Annotated in this window: 24 protein-coding genes and 1 other RNA gene; 15 read left to right on the top strand and 10 right to left on the bottom strand. The window is 40.9% G+C overall.

Translation table 11 applies throughout. From position 1 onward, the window contains the following. Positions 1 to 41: 41 nt before the first annotated feature. From CTN01_RS19640 to CTN01_RS19625, 4 genes are all read left to right on the top strand, one after another. Positions 42 to 1205 carry a phosphoglycerate kinase gene (locus tag CTN01_RS19640; protein ID WP_005371366.1) on the top strand — a complete coding sequence of 388 codons (1164 nt, stop codon included), beginning with the start codon at positions 42 to 44 and terminating at the stop codon, positions 1203 to 1205. A gap of 161 nt (positions 1206 to 1366) precedes the next feature. Then, complete coding sequence (fbaA, locus tag CTN01_RS19635; RefSeq protein WP_005371368.1) at positions 1367 to 2443, top strand: class II fructose-bisphosphate aldolase; 1077 nt, start codon at positions 1367 to 1369, stop codon at positions 2441 to 2443. A 309-nt stretch (positions 2444 to 2752) separates the two neighbouring features. Next, on the top strand, positions 2753 to 3637 hold the full coding sequence (gene mscS / locus CTN01_RS19630) for a small-conductance mechanosensitive channel MscS (protein WP_005371370.1): 885 nt from the start codon (positions 2753 to 2755) through the stop codon (positions 3635 to 3637). Positions 3638 to 3853: 216 nt separating this feature from the next. After that, on the top strand, positions 3854 to 4570 hold the full coding sequence (locus CTN01_RS19625) for an oxidative stress defense protein (protein ID WP_005371372.1): 717 nt from the start codon (positions 3854 to 3856) through the stop codon (positions 4568 to 4570). A gap of 105 nt (positions 4571 to 4675) precedes the next feature. Here CTN01_RS19625 and serA read toward each other — a convergent pair whose 3' ends face one another. The 5 genes from serA to zapA all read right to left on the bottom strand — a co-directional run bounded on the left by serA (position 4676) and on the right by zapA (position 8231). After that, positions 4676 to 5905 carry a phosphoglycerate dehydrogenase gene (gene serA, locus CTN01_RS19620; RefSeq protein WP_045150091.1) on the bottom strand — a complete coding sequence of 410 codons (1230 nt, stop codon included), beginning with the start codon at positions 5903 to 5905 and terminating at the stop codon, positions 4676 to 4678. Between the two features lie 288 nt (positions 5906 to 6193). Then, positions 6194 to 6853: a ribose-5-phosphate isomerase RpiA gene (rpiA, locus tag CTN01_RS19615; RefSeq protein WP_005371376.1), complete on the bottom strand. Its 660-nt coding sequence runs from the start codon at positions 6851 to 6853 to the stop codon at positions 6194 to 6196. A 216-nt stretch (positions 6854 to 7069) separates the two neighbouring features. Continuing rightward, entirely contained in the window at positions 7070 to 7666 is a 597-nt protein-coding gene (locus tag CTN01_RS19610) for a 5-formyltetrahydrofolate cyclo-ligase (RefSeq protein ID WP_045150090.1), read from the bottom strand. A 73-nt stretch (positions 7667 to 7739) separates the two neighbouring features. After that, positions 7740 to 7921, bottom strand: a non-coding RNA gene (gene ssrS, locus CTN01_RS19605) — 6S RNA. Between the two features lie 7 nt (positions 7922 to 7928). Next, on the bottom strand, positions 7929 to 8231 hold the full coding sequence (zapA, locus tag CTN01_RS19600) for a cell division protein ZapA (RefSeq protein ID WP_005371380.1): 303 nt from the start codon (positions 8229 to 8231) through the stop codon (positions 7929 to 7931). 389 nt (positions 8232 to 8620) lie between these two features. Here zapA and CTN01_RS19595 point away from each other — a divergent pair, with 389 nt between their 5' ends. From CTN01_RS19595 to gcvH, 4 genes are all read left to right on the top strand, one after another. Continuing rightward, positions 8621 to 9199: a YecA/YgfB family protein gene (locus CTN01_RS19595; RefSeq protein ID WP_005371382.1), complete on the top strand. Its 579-nt coding sequence runs from the start codon at positions 8621 to 8623 to the stop codon at positions 9197 to 9199. Between the two features lie 25 nt (positions 9200 to 9224). Next, positions 9225 to 10412: a 2-octaprenyl-6-methoxyphenyl hydroxylase gene (ubiH, locus tag CTN01_RS19590; protein WP_080896235.1), complete on the top strand. Its 1188-nt coding sequence runs from the start codon at positions 9225 to 9227 to the stop codon at positions 10410 to 10412. A 2-nt stretch (positions 10413 to 10414) separates the two neighbouring features. Then, a complete protein-coding gene (locus tag CTN01_RS19585; protein ID WP_045128813.1) occupies positions 10415 to 11629 on the top strand; it encodes an FAD-dependent 2-octaprenylphenol hydroxylase in 1215 nt (404 codons plus the stop codon). Positions 11630 to 11814: 185 nt separating this feature from the next. Then, on the top strand, positions 11815 to 12213 hold the full coding sequence (gcvH, locus tag CTN01_RS19580) for a glycine cleavage system protein GcvH (protein WP_045128812.1): 399 nt from the start codon (positions 11815 to 11817) through the stop codon (positions 12211 to 12213). A 48-nt stretch (positions 12214 to 12261) separates the two neighbouring features. Here the strand turns inward: gcvH and CTN01_RS19575 are convergent, their stop codons facing one another. Next, entirely contained in the window at positions 12262 to 12471 is a 210-nt protein-coding gene (locus tag CTN01_RS19575) for a DUF1107 domain-containing protein (protein ID WP_039860945.1), read from the bottom strand. Between the two features lie 443 nt (positions 12472 to 12914). Here CTN01_RS19575 and CTN01_RS19570 point away from each other — a divergent pair, with 443 nt between their 5' ends. The 3 genes from CTN01_RS19570 to nqrM all read left to right on the top strand — a co-directional run bounded on the left by CTN01_RS19570 (position 12915) and on the right by nqrM (position 13949). Further along, positions 12915 to 13205: a DUF134 domain-containing protein gene (locus tag CTN01_RS19570; protein WP_045132674.1), complete on the top strand. Its 291-nt coding sequence runs from the start codon at positions 12915 to 12917 to the stop codon at positions 13203 to 13205. Positions 13206 to 13281: 76 nt separating this feature from the next. Beyond that, positions 13282 to 13752: a NifB/NifX family molybdenum-iron cluster-binding protein gene (locus CTN01_RS19565; RefSeq protein WP_045150089.1), complete on the top strand. Its 471-nt coding sequence runs from the start codon at positions 13282 to 13284 to the stop codon at positions 13750 to 13752. Next, positions 13749 to 13949, top strand: coding sequence for a (Na+)-NQR maturation NqrM (nqrM, locus tag CTN01_RS19560; protein WP_045128810.1), 201 nt, complete (start codon positions 13749 to 13751; stop codon positions 13947 to 13949). The genes CTN01_RS19565 and nqrM overlap by 4 nt, the downstream gene beginning before the upstream one ends. Before the next feature lie 43 nt (positions 13950 to 13992). Here nqrM and CTN01_RS19555 read toward each other — a convergent pair whose 3' ends face one another. After that, a complete protein-coding gene (locus tag CTN01_RS19555) occupies positions 13993 to 14949 on the bottom strand; it encodes a LysR family transcriptional regulator (RefSeq protein WP_045128809.1) in 957 nt (318 codons plus the stop codon). A gap of 230 nt (positions 14950 to 15179) precedes the next feature. Between CTN01_RS19555 and CTN01_RS19550 the strand changes: the two genes are divergently transcribed. Further along, positions 15180 to 16310 (top strand): patatin-like phospholipase family protein, encoded by a 1131-nt coding sequence (locus CTN01_RS19550; protein ID WP_045150088.1) that lies wholly within the window; start codon positions 15180 to 15182, stop codon positions 16308 to 16310. Positions 16311 to 16364: 54 nt separating this feature from the next. Here CTN01_RS19550 and CTN01_RS19545 read toward each other — a convergent pair whose 3' ends face one another. Both CTN01_RS19545 and ygfZ read right to left on the bottom strand, forming a co-directional pair. Beyond that, positions 16365 to 16844, bottom strand: a complete 480-nt coding sequence (locus CTN01_RS19545) for an aminoacyl-tRNA deacylase (RefSeq protein WP_173425483.1) — start codon at positions 16842 to 16844, stop codon at positions 16365 to 16367. After that, on the bottom strand, positions 16834 to 17817 hold the full coding sequence (gene ygfZ, locus CTN01_RS19540; protein ID WP_045150087.1) for a tRNA-modifying protein YgfZ: 984 nt from the start codon (positions 17815 to 17817) through the stop codon (positions 16834 to 16836). Before ygfZ ends, CTN01_RS19545 begins: the two co-directional genes overlap by 11 nt. Before the next feature lie 256 nt (positions 17818 to 18073). On the opposite strand from ygfZ, the gene CTN01_RS19535 reads away from it, so the two are divergent. Next, positions 18074 to 18334 (top strand): FAD assembly factor SdhE, encoded by a 261-nt coding sequence (locus tag CTN01_RS19535; protein ID WP_005371425.1) that lies wholly within the window; start codon positions 18074 to 18076, stop codon positions 18332 to 18334. Further along, complete coding sequence (locus CTN01_RS19530) at positions 18306 to 18719, top strand: protein YgfX (protein WP_045150101.1); 414 nt, start codon at positions 18306 to 18308, stop codon at positions 18717 to 18719. The genes CTN01_RS19535 and CTN01_RS19530 overlap by 29 nt, the downstream gene beginning before the upstream one ends. A 110-nt stretch (positions 18720 to 18829) precedes the next feature. On the opposite strand, the gene nadB is transcribed toward CTN01_RS19530, so the two are convergent. Beyond that, complete coding sequence (gene nadB / locus CTN01_RS19525; RefSeq protein WP_045150086.1) at positions 18830 to 20440, bottom strand: L-aspartate oxidase; 1611 nt, start codon at positions 20438 to 20440, stop codon at positions 18830 to 18832. Between the two features lie 568 nt (positions 20441 to 21008). On the opposite strand from nadB, the gene rpoE reads away from it, so the two are divergent. Continuing rightward, the gene (gene rpoE / locus CTN01_RS19520) at positions 21009 to 21587 is read left to right on the top strand and encodes an RNA polymerase sigma factor RpoE (RefSeq protein ID WP_005371428.1); all 579 of its coding nucleotides are present in this window, start codon (positions 21009 to 21011) and stop codon (positions 21585 to 21587) included. Positions 21588 to 21600: the final 13 nt, after the last annotated feature.

Raw genomic sequence — 21600 nt, 5'->3', positions numbered from 1 at the left:
TTATGAACTTTTATTTTTAATAATGTTTGAGAGGACAAAACATGTCTGTAATCAAGATGACTGATCTGGATCTAGCTGGTAAGCGTGTATTTATTCGTGCTGACCTAAATGTGCCAGTAAAAGACGGTAAAGTAACTTCAGATGCACGTATCATTGCATCTCTACCTACAATTAAGCGTTGTCTAGAAGCTGGCGCTAAAGTAATGGTTACTTCTCACCTAGGTCGTCCAACGGAAGGTGAATACGCAGAAGAATTCTCTCTACAGCCTGTAGTTAACTACTTAAACGACGCACTAGATTGCGACGTTAAACTAGCAAAAGATTACCTAAATGGTCTTGAGCTAAACGCTGGTGAGCTTGTTGTTCTTGAAAACGTACGTTTTAACAAGGGCGAGAAGAAAAACGAAGACGAATTATCTAAGCAATATGCTGCACTTTGTGACGTATTCGTAATGGATGCATTTGGTACCGCTCACCGTGCACAAGCATCAACTTACGGTGTAGGTATGTTTGCACCAGTTGCATGTGCTGGCCCTCTACTAGCTGGCGAGCTAGAAGCACTAGGCAAAGCGATGGACAACCCAGCACGTCCAATGGTTGCAATTGTTGGTGGTTCTAAAGTATCAACTAAGCTAACTGTACTTGAGTCACTATCTAAAATTGCTGACCAAATTGTTGTTGGTGGTGGTATTGCTAACACATTCATCGCGGCTGAAGGTAACGATGTAGGTAAGTCTCTATACGAAGCTGACCTAATCCCAACGGCTAAAGAGCTAATGGCAAGCACTGACATCCCTGTAGCTACGGATGTTGTATGTGCTAAAGAGTTCTCTGACACAGCTGAAGCAACTGTTAAGTCAGCATCAGACATTGCAGCTGACGACATGGTTCTTGACCTAGGTCCTGATTCAGCTCAAGCACTTGCTGACATCATCATGAACGCGAAAACGATTCTTTGGAATGGCCCTGTAGGCGTATTCGAAATCGAGCAATTTGGTAAAGGGACTGAAGTTGTTGCTAACGCAATCGCAGAATCAGCGGGCTTCTCTGTAGCGGGTGGTGGTGACACACTAGCGGCTATCGATAAGTACGGCATCAAAGATAAAGTATCTTACATCTCAACAGGTGGCGGTGCGTTCCTTGAGTTCGTTGAAGGTAAGAAATTACCTGCAGTTGAAATGCTAGAGTCTCGCGCTAAAGCATAATTATTTTGGGCGTGGGAGCTGAATTTACACTATATATGAGTGTTGCTTCCACGTTTAAATGTTTGTGATAGCTATTAACTTTCAGTAGAATAGCAAGCAATCGCAAACGTTTGCACAAGAATTTTTCCACAGACAACAAAGTAAATAATAGGACTATTGTTATGTCTAAGATCTTTGATTTTGTAAAACCTGGTGTTATTTCTGGCGATGACGTTCAGAAAGTATTCGCAGTAGCTAAAGAAAACAACTTCGCACTTCCAGCAGTTAACTGTATCGGTACAGATTCTGTTAACGCAGTACTAGAAGCGGCAGCTAAAGTTAAGTCTCCAGTTATCGTTCAGTTCTCTAACGGCGGTGCTGCATTCTTTGGCGGTAAAGGTCTTAAACTAGAAGGTCAAGGTCCACAAATCCTTGGCGCTATCGCTGGTGCTAAATACGTTCACGCTGTTGCTGAGTCTTACGGTGTTCCTGTAATTCTTCACACTGACCACGCTGCTAAGAAACTGCTTCCTTGGATCGACGGTCTACTAGACGCGGGTGAAGAGTTCTTCGCTCAAACTGGTAAGCCTCTATTCTCTTCTCACATGATCGACCTTTCTGAAGAGTCGCTAGAAGAGAACATCGAAATCTCAGCTAAGTACCTTGCGCGTATGGCTAAGATGAACATGACACTAGAAATCGAACTAGGTTGTACTGGTGGTGAAGAAGACGGCGTTGATAACTCTCACATGGACGCATCTGAGCTTTACACTTCTCCAGAAGACGTTGCATATGCATACGAGAAACTAAGCGCTGTTAGCCCACGTTTCACTATCGCTGCTTCTTTCGGTAACGTACACGGTGTTTACCAAGCAGGTAACGTTGTACTGACTCCAACTATCCTACGTGATTCTCAAGCATACGTTTCAGAGAAGTTTGGTCTTCCAACTAACTCTCTAGATTTCGTATTCCACGGTGGTTCAGGTTCTTCTGAAGCTGAAATTCAAGAGTCTATCGGTTACGGTGTTATCAAAATGAACATCGATACAGATACACAGTGGGCTTGTTGGGATGGTATCCGTCGCTACGAAGCTGAAAACCACGATTACCTACAAGGTCAAATCGGTAACCCAACTGGTGAGTCAGCGCCTAACAAGAAATACTACGATCCACGCGTATGGCTACGTGCAGGTCAAGTATCAATGGTTGAGCGTCTAGAGAAAGCATTCGCTGATCTAAACGCAGTTGATGTTCTTTAATCGAACTTCAGCTATATAAAATGTGAAAAAGTCCGCTTCGGCGGGCTTTTTTTTTGTATTTCATCATAGATTGTACTTAAATTGTTGTTTAGTGATATTTAAGTTAATTTATGTAAACATCGTTTTTTTTAGTAGCTATTTACTAGCAAAAACGGGAATAATTGGCACCAAAATTCCGTAGTATGTTTTTTCGCTATAAGATAGACAAACGGAAAGACAGTTCTAATGGAGTAACTCGTAGAATAATCATGCTATCTACGACTTACGCTATAGATTTATTTTAAGTAAACATAAGAGAGAGCACTTCAAATGACTGAGAGCGTTACAGACAAGGTTGTCGAAAAAATTTCTGATAACACATTAACTAATGGTGTGTTGCACGCTGGAAACTGGCTGAGTGATAACCAGGATCTTTTGATCCAATACGCAGTAAATCTTGTTTCAGCACTTCTAATTTTATTTATCGGTAATATGATCGTTAAAGCAGTTGCTGGCGCAGTTGCTAAAGTATTACGTAAGAAAGAAATGGATAACGCGGTTGTTGAATTTATTCACGGCCTAGTTCGTTACTTATTGTTCGTTATTGTATTAATTGCTGCTCTTAGCCGTATTGGTGTTCAAACAGCTTCAGTGGTAGCAGTGATCGGTGCCGCGGGTCTTGCGGTTGGTCTTGCTCTTCAAGGCTCGCTATCGAACTTTGCTGCAGGCGTTCTGATTGTTGCTTTCCGTCCATTCAAGTCTGGTGATTTTGTTGAAGTTGCTGGTGTTTCGGGTGCAGTTGAATCAATTCAGATTTTCTCTACAGAACTACGTACGCCTGACAACAAAACAGTTGTAGTACCAAACTCATCTATCATTGGTAACCCAATTACAAACTATTCTCGTAATGCGACACGTCGTATTGATCTTACAATTGGTGTTTCTTACAGCGCTGATCTTCAAAAAACAAAAGAAGTACTTAAGCGTGTTGTAACTGCTGATGAGCGTGTTCTTAAAGATCCAGAGCCAACAATTGGTGTTGTTGCACTTGCTGACTCTTCAGTGAACTTCGTGGTACGTCCATGGGTTAATACGCCTGATTACTGGGCTGTATACTTCGATCTTAACCAAGCAATTAAAGAAGAGCTTGATAAAGAAGGTATCGAAATCCCATTCCCACAAATGGATGTTCACCTAAATAAAGTTGATGCTTAATTTATTTAAAGCATAACGAATAGAAATGGAGCCTAATAGGCTCCATTTTTTTATCTATAGAAAATAGAAAGGGTCATTAATTAACCATAAAGGAACGATGTTCAAAATAAAAATGTAATAAGGGATAGATTTCATTTTTTTGGGGTCAAAGTTGATAGATTATTTATCTTATGACTGCGATAAATAAAAATAACTCTTTGTTAGCGAGGATTGATAATGAAAAAACACCTATTAGCTATATTATTAAGTACCAGTGCACTTATCTCTACAGGCGCTGTTGCCGCTGATCTATCATTTCCTCATTTAGAAACAACTGGACGCGGTGAAGTGGTTGTTAAACCGGACATGGCAGCATTTTCTGTGGATGTCGTTGCGACACAACCGACAGCTTCAGGGGCAAAGCAAGCTGCAGATCAGGCCGTTACTAAATTTATAGAGCGTTTGACCAAAGCTGGTGTTGAACGTAAAAATATTAATAGTGCCAATATTTCTCTTTCTGCACAGTACCGTTATCCGAAAGACAAAGCGCCAGAGTTTACTGGCTTTAAAGCGACTCGTAATGTCGTTGTGACAGTGTACAAATTGGAAAATTTAAACACTTATCTTGATGACGCATTAGGTGATGGTATTAATCAAATTAATAACATTACCTTGAAAGTAAAAGATCAGAAAAAGTATCAAGAAGAAGCGCGTCAAGCGGCTATTGCTAATGCAAAAGAAGTGGCAGCATCATTAGCGAAAGGCTTTGGTGATAAAGTTGAAGGTGTGTGGCAGATAGATTACAACACCAATGATCGTCCAATGCCTTATGGCATGAGAAGTGCGCCAATGATGTATGCAGCTGATGCAAACTCTGCGGTGAATCAAAGCTACAGTGATAATAACATTGTGATTTCTGATAGTGTAAATGTGATTTTTAAATTAGCTAAGTGATCATACTCTGCATCATGTTTCATCATAGAATATGTTGATGAGATAAAAAAGGAGAGCCTCGGCTCTCCTTTTTATTATCACGTTAACGTCATTAACTATGAGTCATTAGTGCAAAATACGGGCGCGAATAGTGCCTTCGATTGTTTTCAGTTTGGCTAGTGCTTCTTTTGAACGTTCAGTTTCAACATCAATAACCACATAACCGATTTCCGCACCTGTTTGTAAGAACTGGGCAGCAATATTAATGCCTTCCGACGCAAAAATTGTCGTGATTTGATTTAAGACACCTGGGCGGTTTTCATGAATATGAAGTAGACGAGAACAACCACGGTGTTCAGGTAGTGATACCTCTGGGAAGCCAACAGCAGATAGCGTTGAACCATTATCTGAGTATTTCACTAGTTTACCTGCCACTTCAATACCAATGTTTTCCTGTGCTTCTTGTGTTGATCCTCCAATGTGAGGCGTCAAAATAACGTTATCAAATTGCAGCAGAGGGGATTCAAATGGGTCGTTATTGGTTTTTGGTTCAACAGGAAATACATCGATAGCCGCGCCTGCAATATGTTTGCTTTCTAACGCGCTACAAAGTGCATCAATATCAACGACAGTACCGCGTGCTGCGTTAATAAAGATAGAACCAGGTTTCATGCGTGCAAATTCTTCAGCACCCATAATGTTTTGTGTCTCTGGTGTTTCTGGTACGTGCAGTGAAATCACATCCGATTTATTTAACAGCTCACTTAACGATGCAACTTGTGTAGCATTACCTAAGGTTAATTTACTTTCAATATCGTAAAAACAAACGCGCATTCCGAGGTTTTCAGCCAAGATACCAAGTTGAGTACCAATATGACCGTAGCCGATAATACCTAGGGTTTTACCACGCGCTTCAAATGAGTTGTCTGCAGATTTTATCCATTCACCACGATGCGCTTTAGCGTTCTTTTCTGGAATGCCACGTAAAAGAAGAAGAAGTTCACCTAAAACAAGCTCTGCAACACTACGGGTATTTGAAAATGGTGCGTTGAAAACGGGGATACCGCGACGCATAGCTTCATCTAAATCAACTTGGTTAGTACCAATACAGAAACAACCAACAGCGGTAAGTTTTTTCGCTGCAGCAAAAACTTCAGGCGTTAATTGTGTTCGAGAGCGAATACCAATGAAGTGAGCATCTTTTACAGCTTCTAGTAGCTCTTCACCAGCGAGAGATCCTTTGTGGTATTCAATGTTGGTGTAACCTGCTTGTTGTAGCACTTCTAGAGATGAAGGGTGTAGTCCTTCTAATAATAGAATATTAATTTTATCTTTATTGAGTGAAACTTTGGCCATGGTTCTCATCCTTAAAAACGCAGCTAACTGAATGTAAAACAAAGAAATGTCAGGTGGTGAAATGTCTTCTTTACAGCCACAGTAGCGAAATGGTTAAACGTTTGCTAATAGCTTATTAATAAAGTATCAAAAAATAGCCACCATGGGTAAGAATATTACAAAAAAGATAATAAAAAACGGCATAAGCTAGAATTAGAATCAATAAGCTATGCCGTTTTGAAAGGAAATAACATTTATACTGAGATCAGTAGCGTTTTATATTTTTGAATAAAACGCGATCATTGTATGTTATTTCTCGAATTTTTTTACACCGTCAGGTGAGCCAACCAATAATACATCAGCGCCACGGTGAGCAAATAGACCAACAGTTACAACACCTGGTAGGGCGTTGATCTTATCTTCCATTGCTTTAGGATCGGTGATCTTCATGTTGTAGACATCAAGGATCATATTACCGTTATCGGTTACAACGCCTTCACGGTAAGCTGGATCGCCACCAAGTTTTACTAACTCACGGCCAATGAAAGAGCGCCCCATAGGGATTACTTCAACTGGAAGCGGGAATTGACCCAATACGTCAACTTGCTTGGTGTCATCAACGATACAGATAAATTTTTTCGCAATTGCAGCGACAATTTTTTCACGAGTAAGCGCAGCACCACCGCCTTTAATCATGTCGTAGTCAGCGTTAATTTCATCAGCACCATCGACATAAATATCAAGTGAAGCAACTTCATTTGCATCAAATACAGTAATGCCAAGTTGTTCAAGACGTTCAGTTGAAGCGACTGAACTTGAAACAGCACCTTTAATTTCTTCTTTGCGAGTTGCTAAGGCATCGATGAAGTGATTAACCGTAGAGCCAGTACCTACACCTACAATTGTTCCTTTCTGTACGTATTCAAGTGCTGCCCAACCTGCTGCTTTTTTCATTTCATCTTGTGTCATGCCATTCTCCTCGTTATGACTGATACGCCGAGTAAGCGTTGATGCTAATTATAACGAATTGAAAATCGTTCGTCAGTGTGATTATGAACAATCACAATGCAAAATAAGAAATAAAACATAAGGTTATTTATAACAATTAGTTAGATTGTTCGTTTTTATTGAAACTAAAGTAAACGATTGCTTAAGCGTGTTAATTTGATGCTCTTATTTGTGTTTTTACCAACAGTGGATCTTTGACGGAGTGATAATCTTAGGTAACGGCACATCCCACTGCTCGCTTGGCAATTGTTCTACATATTGGCAATCATGGGCTAACCCTAGTGGGTAAGGGCCTTGTTTATGCTGATGCCATTGGCTAAGAGTACGATCATAGTAGCCACCTCCCATACCTAACCGTTGACCCGAGTTATCAAAAGCCACCAGTGGGGTACAAATAATATCTAATTCATTAATGGGTTTTACTGTTCGAACATCGAGAGTGGGCTCTAAAATTTGATAGCGATTTTTGCGCATAGGGGTACTAGGGGTGTAGTGAAGAAATAATAAGTGCCCTTTGCTAAAAGGATGCAAAACCGGTAGGTAAACAGATTTTCCGCTTTGCCATAACCAGTCGATTATGGGTTGAGTGCTGATCTCACCATCATTGGTCAAATAGAGCGCAATATGTTGACTGGTAATAAATTGTTCGCATTGCTGAACTTGTTTAAGTAATTGTAGGCTAGCGTGTCTTTGTTTTTCAGGAAGAAGTTGTTGTCGCTGCAAGCGGATTTGTTGTCTTATTTTTTGTCGTGGGGTTACAAGCTGTGGTGTCATTTGGCTCAATCCTTGATTTGGGATTTTGCTAAATTGTATGGATATGGTTTTGAAATTGGAAGTAAAAACAGAGGAGTGCCCCAAGGTGCCGTTGCGAAATAATGCCCTTGAACCAGACGTTCAAGGTGGATCGGCAACATTAACCGTAGGCTTCTCAGTCGAGCTGAGCATGCTCAATAGCTAATAAAAGCAGATCCTGGGTATTTGCTTATCGGCTCGGGGACGTTCATTCACTGACGCACACCCCAGGGTTAATTCATTATCAACGCTTTGGATAATTTTGCAATGCTTTATCTAATTTTTCTTCTAGTGCACTGATCTTATTGGATAAAATATCAGCGCTTCCGTTATGTTCTAGTCGCTCTGCATGTAACTCGTTGCAGATGTTAAGCCCTGTAAAGAGTAACAGTTGCTCTACATTGGATACTTTAGTGCGCTCTGACATATCTTTCAAGCGTTGGTCAAAATCAGAAGCGGCAGCACGAAGTGCATCCTCTTGACCAGTTGGGCAGTTAACTTTGATATTTCTGCCGAATACTTGAATCTCTACAGCCTGAGTACTCATAAATCTTCGGTTTGCTCCATGCCTAATGGGTATTCATTCCGCTTTTGCTTATCGCCAAATCATAGGAAAAGCGGTTACAACATGCAAGCGGCTATACTTCACTTTGTGCTCAATAGTCTCTAACTAAACAGATATTAATCACACCAAATTGATGGGTGGTTAACTATTGAACGTTATGCTCGGCGTTATGATTTGCCGAACAGAGCTTAAGTGTTAGCATAACACAGGCGGTTACTGACCCATTGTTATTTCTGCTTTAGAAATTAAGTAAAAATGTAATTATTGATGTTTGCTTGATTTCAATTCTCTAAATGAAGTGGATATAGCAATGTGAAGTAACAATAGAACGCTTTATTCGTTGTTTGATCTAAAAATAAAGGTAATAAACCATGAGTGAAATAACCCTACCTACATACCAAGCTGTTGAATCTGCGTTAAAAGAGCAAGGGCTTGCAGCGGCACCTGCTGAATTACATGGTTTATTAAGTGGCATGATTTGCGGTGGTTTAGCGATTGATGATGAAAGCTGGGTTGGTCCTGTTAGTGATTATGCCAACGAAGGTGAGCCACTAACCGACGGTGCTAAAACAATGATCCGCTCTTTGTTTACGACAACAGCGAATGAGCTGTTTAGTGGTGGTTTTGAGTTTTCATTACTGATGCCAGATGATGATGAGCCATTAATGATGCGAGCAGATGCATTAACGGAATGGGTAACTAGCTTTATTTCTGGTTTAGGACTGATGGATCTCCAAAAGAACCAATTGTCTGAAGCTGTCACTGAAGCTTTAGCTGACCTTCAAGAGATCGCTCAGTTAGGTATTGATGAAGATGACGATATGGAAGAACAAGCAGCCTTATTTGAACAAGTTGTTGAGCATGTTCGTATGTGTGTATTGAGCTGTCATTCTGAATTAGGTCAGCGCCCGGTTGCTGAAGATACAGAGGAAAAACCAACGTTACACTGAACGTTGTTTTGTGAAGGGATAAATAGTGAAGCACTATGATGTTGTAATTGCTGGTGGTGCAATGGCAGGAGCGAGTCTTGCTATCGCATTAGATGTATTGAGCCGTCACTCATTACGTATTGCAGTGGTTGAAGCTGTGATGCCTGAGTTTGATACTCATCCGGGTTATGATGCAAGAAGTATCGCTTTATCGTATGGTACGACACGCTTACTAGATAATATTGGTATGTGGTCAGCCTTGCGTGATGTTGCAACGCCGATAAACGATATTCATGTTTCAGATCGTGGTCATGCGGGTATGGTTCGTATCTCCTCACAGGAGCAGGCGGTCGATGCGCTAGGTTATGTTGTTGAACTCGCTGATGTAGGTGAAGTTTTTCACCATAAACTTCAGCAGCTAGCAAATGTTGATCTATATTGTCCTGCCAGTGTTAAGCAAATTGAGCGCAGCGTAGATCACGCGACTATTGAGCTTGATAACGGTGAATGTTTACAGGCGTCATTGCTTGTGGCTGCTGATGGGGCTATTTCTCATTGCTGTCAGTTAGTAAAGCTTGGTCGCTCAGACTATGATTTTGAACAAACAGCTATTATTGCCAATATCACAACCTCTGAGCCTCATTATAATCAAGCATTTGAACGCTTTACAGAACATGGTCCTGTTGCCTTGCTGCCGATGTCTCAAGGGCGAAGCTCTTTAGTGTGGTGTGTACCACCAGAGCAACAACAAGTGATCATGGATTTATCTGACGAAGAATTTCTTGCCAAGCTACAACAAGCGTTTGGGTGGCGTTTAGGTGCGTTAACCCAAACGGGTAAACGTTCATGCTATCCGCTGTTACTCCGTCAATCGAACTCGCTTGTATCGCATCGTTTTGCAGTGATTGGTAATGCGGCGCAAACATTACACCCTATTGCAGGACAAGGGTTTAACCTCGGTATTCGAGATGTAATGACGCTTGCTGAAGAGATCGTTTCAGGTCATCAACAAGGTAACGATATAGGTTTACCTGAGGTGTTAGGGCGTTATCGAGATCGCCGTATGCCTGATCGTCAAAATACCATTATGATGACAACAGGATTAGTAAACTTATTTGCTAACGATAATCCATTGCTGACGGCTGGACGAAATGTCGGTTTGGCTACAATGAATCTTTCAAACACATTAAAAGCACCGCTATTGCGTCGTGCTATGGGACAGGTAGAACGATAGCTATGATGCAAAGTGTTGATGTCGCGATTATTGGCGGCGGAATGGTGGGCTTAACGTTAGCTGCAGCATTGGCTGAAACTGAACTTCGAGTTGCCGTTATTGAAGGACATTTACCCGATCCTCAATTGCAGTCATTACCTGATTTACGTGTATCGGCATTAAGCCGTGCCAGTGAACGTATTTTCCGTCGTTTAGGCGTATGGGAAGGGATTGCAAGTCGTCGTATGAGCCCATATTCGGAAATGACCGTATGGGAGCAAGATAGCTTTGCTCAAATCCATTTTGATGCACAGCGATTAGCTCAGCCTGATCTGGGGCATATTGTTGAAAATCGAGTCATTCAGCTCGCTTTATTAGATCGAGTAAAACAGCTTAGTAATGTGACGTTATTAGCTCCAGAGCGTTGTGAAAACATCGCTTTTGGTGAATCAGAAGCATGGCTAACATTAGCATCTGGCAAACATCTGACGGCGAAATTGGTTGTCGGTGCTGATGGGGCAAACTCTTGGGTACGTCAGCAACTAGATATTCCATTAACTCATTGGGATTACGGTCATAGTGCTATTGTTGCCAATATTCGTAGCCAAGAGCCACACATGAAAATGGCACGACAGATTTTTCGGCCACAAGGGCCGTTAGCCTTTTTACCGTTATCTGAACCTGATTTAAGCTCTATCGTGTGGTCTGTACCGCCAGAAGAGGCTAAACAATTATGTGAGATGTCTGATGAGTTGTTTAATCAGCATCTAACGACTGCATTTGATAATCGCTTAGGTTTATGTTGTGTAGAAGGTGAGCGCCAAGCGTTTCCACTTCGTATGCGTTATGCGCGTGATTTTGTTCGTGAACGGGTCGCGTTAGTCGGCGATGCTGCACATACTATTCATCCATTGGCAGGACAGGGAGTAAACCTTGGTTTGCTGGATGCAGCGGCTTTGGCACAAGAGCTCAAAGCACTATGGTTAGCAGATAAAGATATAGGTAAACAGGCGCATTTACGTCAATATGAACGTTGGCGTAAGGCTGAAGCAGCGAAAATGATCACCGCGATGCAAGGGTTCAAAGATCTGTTTTCAGGTTCAAATCCAGCTAAAAAACTATTACGTGACATAGGCATGTTAGTAGCAGATAAAGCACCGGGTGTGAAAGACGAGTTTATGCGTAAAGCGTTAGGTTTGAGCGGCGAATTACCAGAGCTTGCTCGCTACGAAAAATAACATGCTTGTTATTGAATATTGAAAAAGTCACCTGATGGTGACTTTTTTGTTTTTCGTGACTAACAAAATGGATTTTTTCACCTACAGTAAATATCAGGCATAAATAATGTGCGTTAATTTATATAGATCTGACATGGTGACAGTAGCGCTTTGAAGATTATCGCTACTTTTATAAGGATGTGAAAATGAGTTACGTTCCTCTTGAATTACAATATACCCACAGCCATGAATGGATTCGTTCTGAAGGTGATGGGATTTACACTATTGGTATTACCGATCATGCTCAATCATTGCTTGGTGATATGGTTTATGTTGAATTGCCAGATATTGAATCGTCCACAGACGTGGGGGAAGAGTGTGCGATGGCTGAATCTGTAAAAGCAGCTTCAGATATTTATGCACCCTTGTCTGGTGTTGTGATTGCGATTAACGATGAATTAGACTCGGCACCAGAGCTCGTCAATAGTGATCCCTATGGTGACGGTTGGTTATTTCAGATTAGGGTGAATGATGATAACGAGCTGAATGATTTATTGTTGGCGGAAGATTACGCCATCATTATTGCTGAAGATGAAGAACAGTAAGATCAAAAAAGCCCATTTTGATATGGGCTTTATAGTTAGCAATAGCGCTTAAGCTTCATAGGTTTCACGTAAGCGTCTTACCTCTAAATTCACCTCATTCACGGTATCGTAATGACGCTTCTCTGCTTTGATAGGAACCAGTAGTAAACCATTTTCAAAATGGTACCCACCGCGTCCGTCAATGTAGAGGCGACCACTAAATAAGCGACTGACATGTTTGGCGATTAATTTTGGTAAGTAGCGTTTAAACATCCGCATAATACTGCTAACTCCAACCTTCCTGGCTATTGACGGCGCTAAGTATAGCAGTTTGTGTATGACACTTCTGTGACATAATTAGCATATGCTGTTTCCTATATGTAACTATCTAACTTATTAATTAGCAAAGAAATAAAATTTTAGATGATTATTCTGTTTGTAAGGTTTTTAGGGGTGTCGAATAAAATAAACAGACTTCATTTTTAAAGGTAGTTCGCGCCATCTTCACGCCTGTTATCTTCTCTTCGCTACAATATCCGCGCATGGTACTTTCATCTTCATTGTTTTTAAAAGCCGTTATATTGGGATTTTATTTTGTGAATTTATAAATCATTGATGTGTTTAGATAAGAAAAATTTATATTGCTTATTACGTATCTAGATCAAAGTAATGTTTCTGGCATACGCCAATAATTCACCATAGTTAGATAGATAAGGTGAACCATGGCTAGGCCTAAGATTGAACGTCGAATAGGATGTCGTCCTGCGTACAGTTGCTTTAAGCCCAATGGCGTACCGATGAAAGAACTCGTGTCATTACGTTTAGATAGCGATGAATTAGAAGCACTTCGCTTAGTTGATATGCAAGGTTTGCAACAGGTAGAAGCGGCAAAGCAACTCGGTGTCTCTCGTCAAACATTAGGCAATATAGTGGCATCGGGACGAAAAAAAGTGGCGCAAGCGTTAGTGCAAGGGTTGGCGTTAGAACTTGACGGTTATATCCCAACACCATGAGCTCTTTTATTTTGATAAGTGATAAAAAGCGATCATATTCGTTGTGAGCGCTCGGTTAAGTGAGTGAGGAAAAATTATGGCAATGGCTATTGCATTAACATCACGAGAGCAGGTTGCAGGGCACTTTGGTAAAGCGGCTGTTTTTGTTATTTACGATCAACAAGGACAGCAAGTTGCGAGAATTGAAAATACAGGTAGTCGCGAACTAGGCTGTAAGCATAAAAAAGTAATCCAGCGTCAACTGGTTGAATGTGGCGTGTCTGAAATTGTCTTAGGAAATATTGGTCAGCGATCATTGGCTCGATTATTAAAGGCAGGATTTAATGTTAGTCGAGTTGCACCACGCACAACATTGGCTGATATGTTATCAGGTAGCGTAGCAAAAGAAGCGTTAACATCGGCAGAGCAAGGTCGTGACTGTAAGCGTGAAAAAGGCGCATGTGGCTGCGGTTGCGGTAGTAAAAAGAAAGCATCTGTTGCTAAAGTAGGGATGTCATCATTATCGCCTGTTAGCGGTTTAACAAAAATTGGAGGTTTTAAGTTGTGACCACATTTTTGTTAACACTAGGTATTTTTCTTATTGTTATTTTTGCTATGGCGATAGGTTGGTTTTTAAAACAACGTACCATCAAAGGCAGCTGTGGTGGTTTAGCCAACGTGGGTGTTGATAAAGAATGTAACTGCGATGAACCTTGTGACGAACACAAGTTATACCAAATTCAAGAACCTCAATCGGGAAAGTAGCCGTAGAAAGCAGAGTATTCATACTCTGCTTTTTTATTATCCGTTATTGTTTCTGGAGTTGTTTTACCTGTTCGATAACCGTACTGGCAACCCGTTGACGTAGCCACTCATTACGCGGGTGAGTACCATTGCGATGTAACCATAATAAACGAATATCGAAATCTGCAATATCGACAGGGGTTGGACATTGGGTTAAATCGTCATGAAACAGATCTAATTGTGCCATTAAGCGAGAAACCACACACAGTAAATCCCTTCCTTTGAGTAAATGACGGATGGTCAAAAAGTTACGTGAACCTACCGCGACTTGACGTTGTAATGCATGATTTTTTAGTTGCTCATCAACTTGTGTAATGAGTTGTCCATCTGGTGAAACTAAAGCATGCGGATGCGCACTATATTGTTCTATGGTGATAGGGGCATTGAGTCCGGTTGCTTTACTATCGAATAAACAAACATGATCTTCGGTATATAAATATTGACTACTAATGTCTTTGCCTATATTGGTCATTGAGCCAATCACTAAATCTAATCGTTGATCATTAAAAACGGTTTGATAGTTATGACGATCGACATTAAAGAAGCTGAGATGACTATGTGGTGAGCAAGTATGAATGGCATCAAAAATGGCGGGTGCGAAGAGTAACTCTGCGTAGTCGGTTAGGCCTATTTTAAACGTTCCAGTGAACAGCTCTGGCTCAAATGTACTCGGTTGTAATAACTCTCTAGTGATTAAGTTTAGAATTTTTTCGACAGTGACCGAGAGCTCTAACGCTTTTTGGGTTGGGATCATATTGTGTCCTTGACGTTCAAATAAAGGATCGTCAAGGAGTTGTCTTAAACGAGACAAATTATGACTCATGGCAGATTGTCCAATCGCAAGTTTGTTTGCAGCCTTCGTAACACTTTGTGTTTCCAATAGAGCGGAAAAGGAGATCAGTAGGTTGAGATCAACCCCACGCCAGTTGATATCTTTTTTATGTGAAGGAGAAACAGACATAGTGTGGAATACCTAGTAAGAAATAACATTAATAAGCGAAATTGGCACAATAAAAGAGCGAGTATCAAAGAGTGCTAATTGCAATAGTAAAATATGAAATAGATTGCAATTGATAAAAAACAGCTTGTGAATTCGCCTTGTTTTATATCGACTATCTGTTTTTTTATCAAGCTGGTGCCTTTTTAATCTGTAGAGTAATACTCGGACTTATAAGATAAAAAGGGATTATAATGGCTAGAACACGTACTAAGAAAAAACCAAAGGTTTGCCTTGTTCTACAAGGTGGCGGTGCATTAGGTGCTTATCATATTGGCGCGTATCAAGCACTGGAAGAAGCGGGATACACACCAGACTGGTTTGCTGGCATTTCTATCGGCGCGTTGAATAGTGCCATCTTGGCTGGCAATAAACCTGAAGATCGTTTAAATAAATTGACTGATTTTTGGGATCGTATCTCAAGACCAGAAACTGATGTTGATTTATTACCATCAATGGCACCGATGTTTAATACCTTTAGTGCATCTCAAGCATTAATAATGGGCCAACCTGGCTTTTTTGTGCCACGTATTATTAATCCATGGCTGTCATTGCCAGGTGAATCAGCAACCAGCTTTTATGATACTAGCCCGTTATTTTCAACTATCGATGACCTGTCTGATTTCTCTATTATTAATCACCAGAAAGCCCGTTTAACTGTTGGCGCAACAAGTGTCACCAAGGGGGAGTTGGTATTTTTTGATAGCCAGACACAGCCATTACAGCCAGCTCATGCTGTTGCTAGTGGATCTTTACCACCGGGTTTTCCTGCCACCAAAATTGGTGATGATCATTATTGGGATGGCGGGTGCGTTTCAAATTCACCAATCAATGGCATTTTAGATTTAGCTGAAAAAGATGAAGACTTACTCGTCTTTATGGTTGATTTATGGAATGCGAAAGGTGAGTTACCACAAACCATGAGTGAAGTGTTATGGCGTGAAAAAGAGATCCAGTACGCGAGTCGTTCTTGTGATCATATTGAAGCGCTCGTAGCAAAGCGTAATCTTGATCATATTTTAGAGCATTCAAAAGGTGTCGTTGATAGTGAGCAAGTGCCTGATGTGGTGTCACTAAAAGTAGGCAGACATATTGATATAGTTCATATTACCTTTGATCCACTGAAAGGTCATATTCCATTAAGTGACGCAGAATTCTCACGTCGCTCTATTCGTTTACGCCGAGAGGCTGGCTATGAAGATATGACGAAAGCCATTAAAGAATCGCCATGGACGCAAAGAAGTAAAAAATTACCAACGCATTATCACCCACGCCAAGAACACGGCGGATGGGTAGAAGGTGATGAGATAAGTAAGGCCAGTTAATTTGTTAGAACTAAATTAAAGCCCCTTATTTTAGGGGCTTTACTTCTTAATGGGTTAGTCTCGGCTGATATCACCAAACATAGGATCGCATAAAATCACTAAATCATCGGTAGCTAACTCAAGCCCTGCCATACGATCGCCGCTACTAATGTTCACTTTAGTATGTTGCTCTATTTGATGATCGAAAATAATAGGTAATGGGCGTTTCAAGCCTAATGGCGCAACAGTACCAATGACCAAACCTGTGATTTTTTCAACATCAGAAGCATCAGCACAGGTCATACGACGACAACCAAATAGCTCACGGACTTTCTTAGGATCAACAGCATTCGGCCCAGGTACACAGGCCAAAACATGAAACCCTGCCATATCTTTGAGCAAAATGGATTTGACCAGTTGCTTTGGGTCAACACCACGTTCTTGGGCTGCTTCTTCAATGGTTTTTGCTGGCTTGCTGTGATGAAGAAGACGGAAATCAACCCCTTCTTCTTCAAGAAAACGGGTAACAGCAGTATCGATAGAATTATGCGTCATCATCTAAAGCGTAGGGTAATGGATGTTTTTCCCAGATGGCATCAGCTTGTGATGCAAATCGAAATTGTGCATCGTCATCGAGATCGTTTGGTAATACGACTAAAGCTAACGATTGTTGATCATTAAATTGGTAGCCAGTGATAACCGTTCCACCTTTACGCCAGTTTTCACCGACGCTACGTTCAAGTGCATCACCTGCTTGTGGGCACTGTGTGGATCCACCGCTCACGATATACATCGCGCGTTTGTTAATACCACGGTATTTTGCACGGGCAACCGTTTCTTGACCTGTGTAACACCCTTTTTTAAAGCTAATACCGTTAACGGCCTGAAGGTTCATCGCTTGTGGAATAAATTCAAGTTCAGTTGCTGCTTCAACACGGGGGAGCGCTGCTTTAATATCGTATAAGTTCCACAACGCAGTATCGGTTAGCGTCGCGTTAGCCGCAAAGTGTTGAGCAACCGTTTCAGCATGCTCTATTGGTGTGATAATAAACCAACGTAAGTTATCTACTTTTACCGCAGTTGCTGTGTCGTTATGACGGACATCATCACTACCTGTAAAGTAGTTATCAATCGCGCTTTGAGCTTGTTCACCACTAAGACCTAATACTATGTCAGTTGATTGATTGATGTCGGTTTTAGAGAAAACAGCGTATTTTTTTAGCTCAGGGATCTGGGTTGCCATGACAGTTTGGCGTTGAAGGTAACCATAGCCATTGTCGATATGAAAAATACGCATCACAGTACGCATTTTACCTTTTGCATCACAATGTGCTGCTAATGTTGATTTACTTGCTTCTAGTGATACAAGATCACACGTTAACTGACCTTGTAAATAGGCTTTACTGTCGGCACCAATTAACGTGACCATTCCCCAGTCATCAAGCTTACTTAATGCTAAAGCAGGAAGAGGATCTTGCGATGATAAAGCAAGGGGGGAAAACGTTAGATTTGTTGACCAAGTACTCATATCTCTGTCCACAGAATGTTGTCATTATTACGACATGGTATACCAAGTAAATAAAATAATTAACCATCGTCTCGCTGTGGGAATCAAGCAAGAGCCCTAGAGAGGGGATTTATTGTTTTAATGTCTCATCTTTAATGATTGCTTGTTTAAGCGCATGGTCGGGAAGTGATGTCACTGCTACTATAAATAGCTGTTTCTCTTTGTTTTAAATCTACAGCATTAAATAGGTTTTTAGTTCTAGTTATCGAGGTTAAATATGTTAAGCGCGGAAGATAAAGCACGAGTTAAATGGGCATGCCGACGTGGAATGCTAGAGTTAGATGTGATTATTATGCCGTTCTTTGAAGAGCGTTTTGATGAACTATCAGAGCAACAGCAGCAAGACTTTATTAATCTATTAACGTGTGATGATCCTGATCTTTTTACATGGGTGATGAAACACGGCCGCAGTGAAAATGAAGCTCATGCGAATATGGTGGATATGATTGTTGCTCACAACAACAGTAAATTACGCTGATCTTTATTTATTCCCATCTAAATTACAGATAGCCACATTAACGGTAGCTTACCTGTGTGTGGCTATATTCCTCTTATTCTCAAGTTCATTACTTATTCTTCCTATTGCTTTGATTATGTGTGAGAAGCTGTATGACGAATACCTTAATTCGGCGATATACAGTTATCGATTACAAGGGCGTTTTCGACTTTCTTCTGATGGTGAGGTGTATTATCAACAGCAACTAGGTAGCGTGAGTCATATACGTCCGTTAACCCGTTGGTTGATCATTTTTAAAGTGGAAGGGTTATCTCATCGTTGGATTATTGTCTGGCGTGATAGTTTGTCCGAACGTCATTATCGCCATTTAAAAATGTTTACGTATTTGTATTTTTCACCTCGTTAGCATGAATAGTTATTTTTAGATCAGAGGTTTATGTTATTGGGATATACAAAAAATCCCGATACTTGATCGGGACTTTTTATGTTTTTGTCTGCGTGGATGATATTGACGATTTATTTCGGGGTTAAAACCGTGGGTTGTGCGTTATCGTCTAATTCTGGGTAATCCAAGGTGTAATGAAGACCTCGACTTTCTTTTCGTTCAATAGCACAACGAATGATGAGCTCGGCAACTAATACAAGGTTACGCAGTTCAATTAAATTGTTTGAAACACGGAAATTACTGTAATACTCGGTAATTTCATTTTTCAGTAACTCTATTCGGTGCATGGCACGTTCAAGTCGTTTTGTTGAACGGACAATACCGACATAATCCCACATAAATAAACGTAATTCGTGCCAGTTATGTTGGATAACGACTTCTTCATCCGAGTTGCTAACTTTACTTTCATCCCATATTGGTAAAGCTGGTGGAACGGCAATTGTATCCATTTTAGCCTGAATATCTTTGGCTGCAGACCAAGCATAAACCACACACTCTAACAGTGAATTTGATGCCATACGGTTAGCACCATGCAAGCCGGTGTAACTCACTTCACCTATCGCATATAAGCCATCAATATCCGTTTTACCCTTTTTATCAACCATAACGCCACCACAGGTATAGTGGGCGGCTGGAACAATAGGAATAGGCTCTTTCGTGATATCAATGCCGTAGCTTTGTAGCTTTTCATCAATCATTGGGAAGTGTTTTTTAACAAAGTCTGCTGGCTTATGACTGATATCAAGGTACATGCAGTCAGCGCCTAAACGTTTCATTTCATAGTCGATGGCACGGGCAACAATATCACGAGGCGCGAGCTCTGCACGTTCATCAAATTCCGGCATAAAACGAGAGCCATCAGGGCGACGTAAATAAGCCCCTTCTCCGCGCAGTGCTTCTGTTAGTAAGAAGGTCTGGGCTTCAGGGTGGAATAAACAGGTTGGGTGAAACTGATTGAACTCAAGGTTTGCTACACGACAACCCGCGCGCCACGCCATTGCGATACCATCTCCGGAAGAAACGTCTGGGTTCGAGGTATATTGATAGACTTTTGAAGCCCCACCTGTGGCTAGAATAACGAACTTAGCCCCCAGTGTTTCTACCATTTCTTTATCACGATTCCACACATAAGCGCCTAATACGCGATTTGATTCGGTATTTGGATTCAGCTTTTTTTCGGTGATTAAATCGAGCGCATTATGACGTTCTAAAATGGTAATATTGGGATGATTACGGGCTTGATCTTGAAGTGATGTCTGCATTGCCATGCCTGTTGCATCAGCGGCATGTAATACGCGGCGGTGGCTATGACCACCTTCTAACGTAAGGTGATAGCGAGGGTTCCCTTCTTGATCTGATTCTTCACGATCAAACGGTACGCCGCCATCAATCAACCACTGAACACATTCTTTAGCATTCTCGGCAATAAAACGAACAACGTCTTCATCACATAAATGAGAGCCAGCAATAAGGGTATCTTCAACATGAGAGTCAATACTGTCAGACTCATCAAATACCGCCGCTATCCCACCTTGAGCATAATAGGTTGAGCCTTCACTAAGAGGCCCTTTACATAACACAGTAACATTGGCAGATGATGAAAGGTGTAAGGCTAATGAAAGACCAGCTGCGCCACTGCCAATAACTAATACATCGCAATTATGTTGATGAACCTGATTCATACGAGATCTCATATCCTTTTGTTATCTGCCCATATCCTAACAAATTCACGTCAAATTAGCATAAAAAATTGTACGACAAATAAGTTTTGTAGACGATTAAGTATTCAAATATATCGCATGACAATTTTTATACCTAGCGTCAACGCATGAATTAATGACGATTAAAGGTGAATAATAAAAAAGTTATATTATGTAATAATCCTAAAACTTGTTATTAATTTTGCTTTTTTCACGCTGAAAAGCCCGTTAGTATCGTGAATTAAGGTAAGATAGTGTTCACTTAATACACCGTGCATAGATCACAGTGATATAAAAATAAACATAATAAGCCGAAATTATTTAATGGACGTAGGAACTTTGCCATTATCCCTCGGTCATAAGTAGTGCTCATGCTCATAAATATTTCATAACTCAATGATTTGTTTAAGGTGACACTCGGCTTATTAGCGTTACTACGCCGAACAAATCATGATATAGCATTTTTGATAGAGCACTTAACGTAAGTATTTGTGGCTTTATTTAGCTAATGCAATATTGAGTAAAGACAGATATAGGAGTACACGCTCGAATGAGCGAGCAGCAAACTGATCAGGTATTAATTGAGCGAGTACAGCGGGGAGATAAGCAAGCTTTCAACCTTCTGGTTATTAAATACCAGAACAAAGTTTGTAACCTTGTATCACGTTATGTCAGTAATTCTGGTGATGTACCAGATGTAGCGCAAGAAGCGTTTATTAAAGCGTACCGAGCGTTGCCAACATTCCGTGGTGAAAGTGCCTTCTATACATGGCTCTACCGAATTGCAGTAAATACTGCAAAAAACTATTTAGTCGCTCAGGGGCGTCGTCCGCCTGCATCTGATGTTGATGCAGAAGATGCGGAATACTATGAAAGTGGTAGTGCGCTGAAAGAAATTTCGAACCCTGAGAACCAAATGTTGTCAGATGAATTGAAGCGGGTTGTTTTTAGCACGATTGAAGCGCTACCAGACGATCTCAAAACCGCAATCTCATTACGTGAACTGGATGGTCTAAGTTATGAGGAAATTGCAGAGGTAATGGGATGTCCAGTAGGTACAGTTCGCTCTCGTATATTCCGTGCACGTGAGGCGGTTGAAAAACGTATCCGTCCTCTCATGCAGCAATAATGTTGCACCCAAC

Origin of the sequence: Photobacterium angustum (genome assembly GCF_003026365.1) — a bacterium.
GTDB classification, from domain to species: Bacteria; Pseudomonadota; Gammaproteobacteria; order Enterobacterales; family Vibrionaceae; genus Photobacterium; species Photobacterium angustum.
The sequence above is the reverse complement of the archived record's forward strand: the minus strand, read 5'-3'. Positions and strand labels throughout refer to the sequence as shown.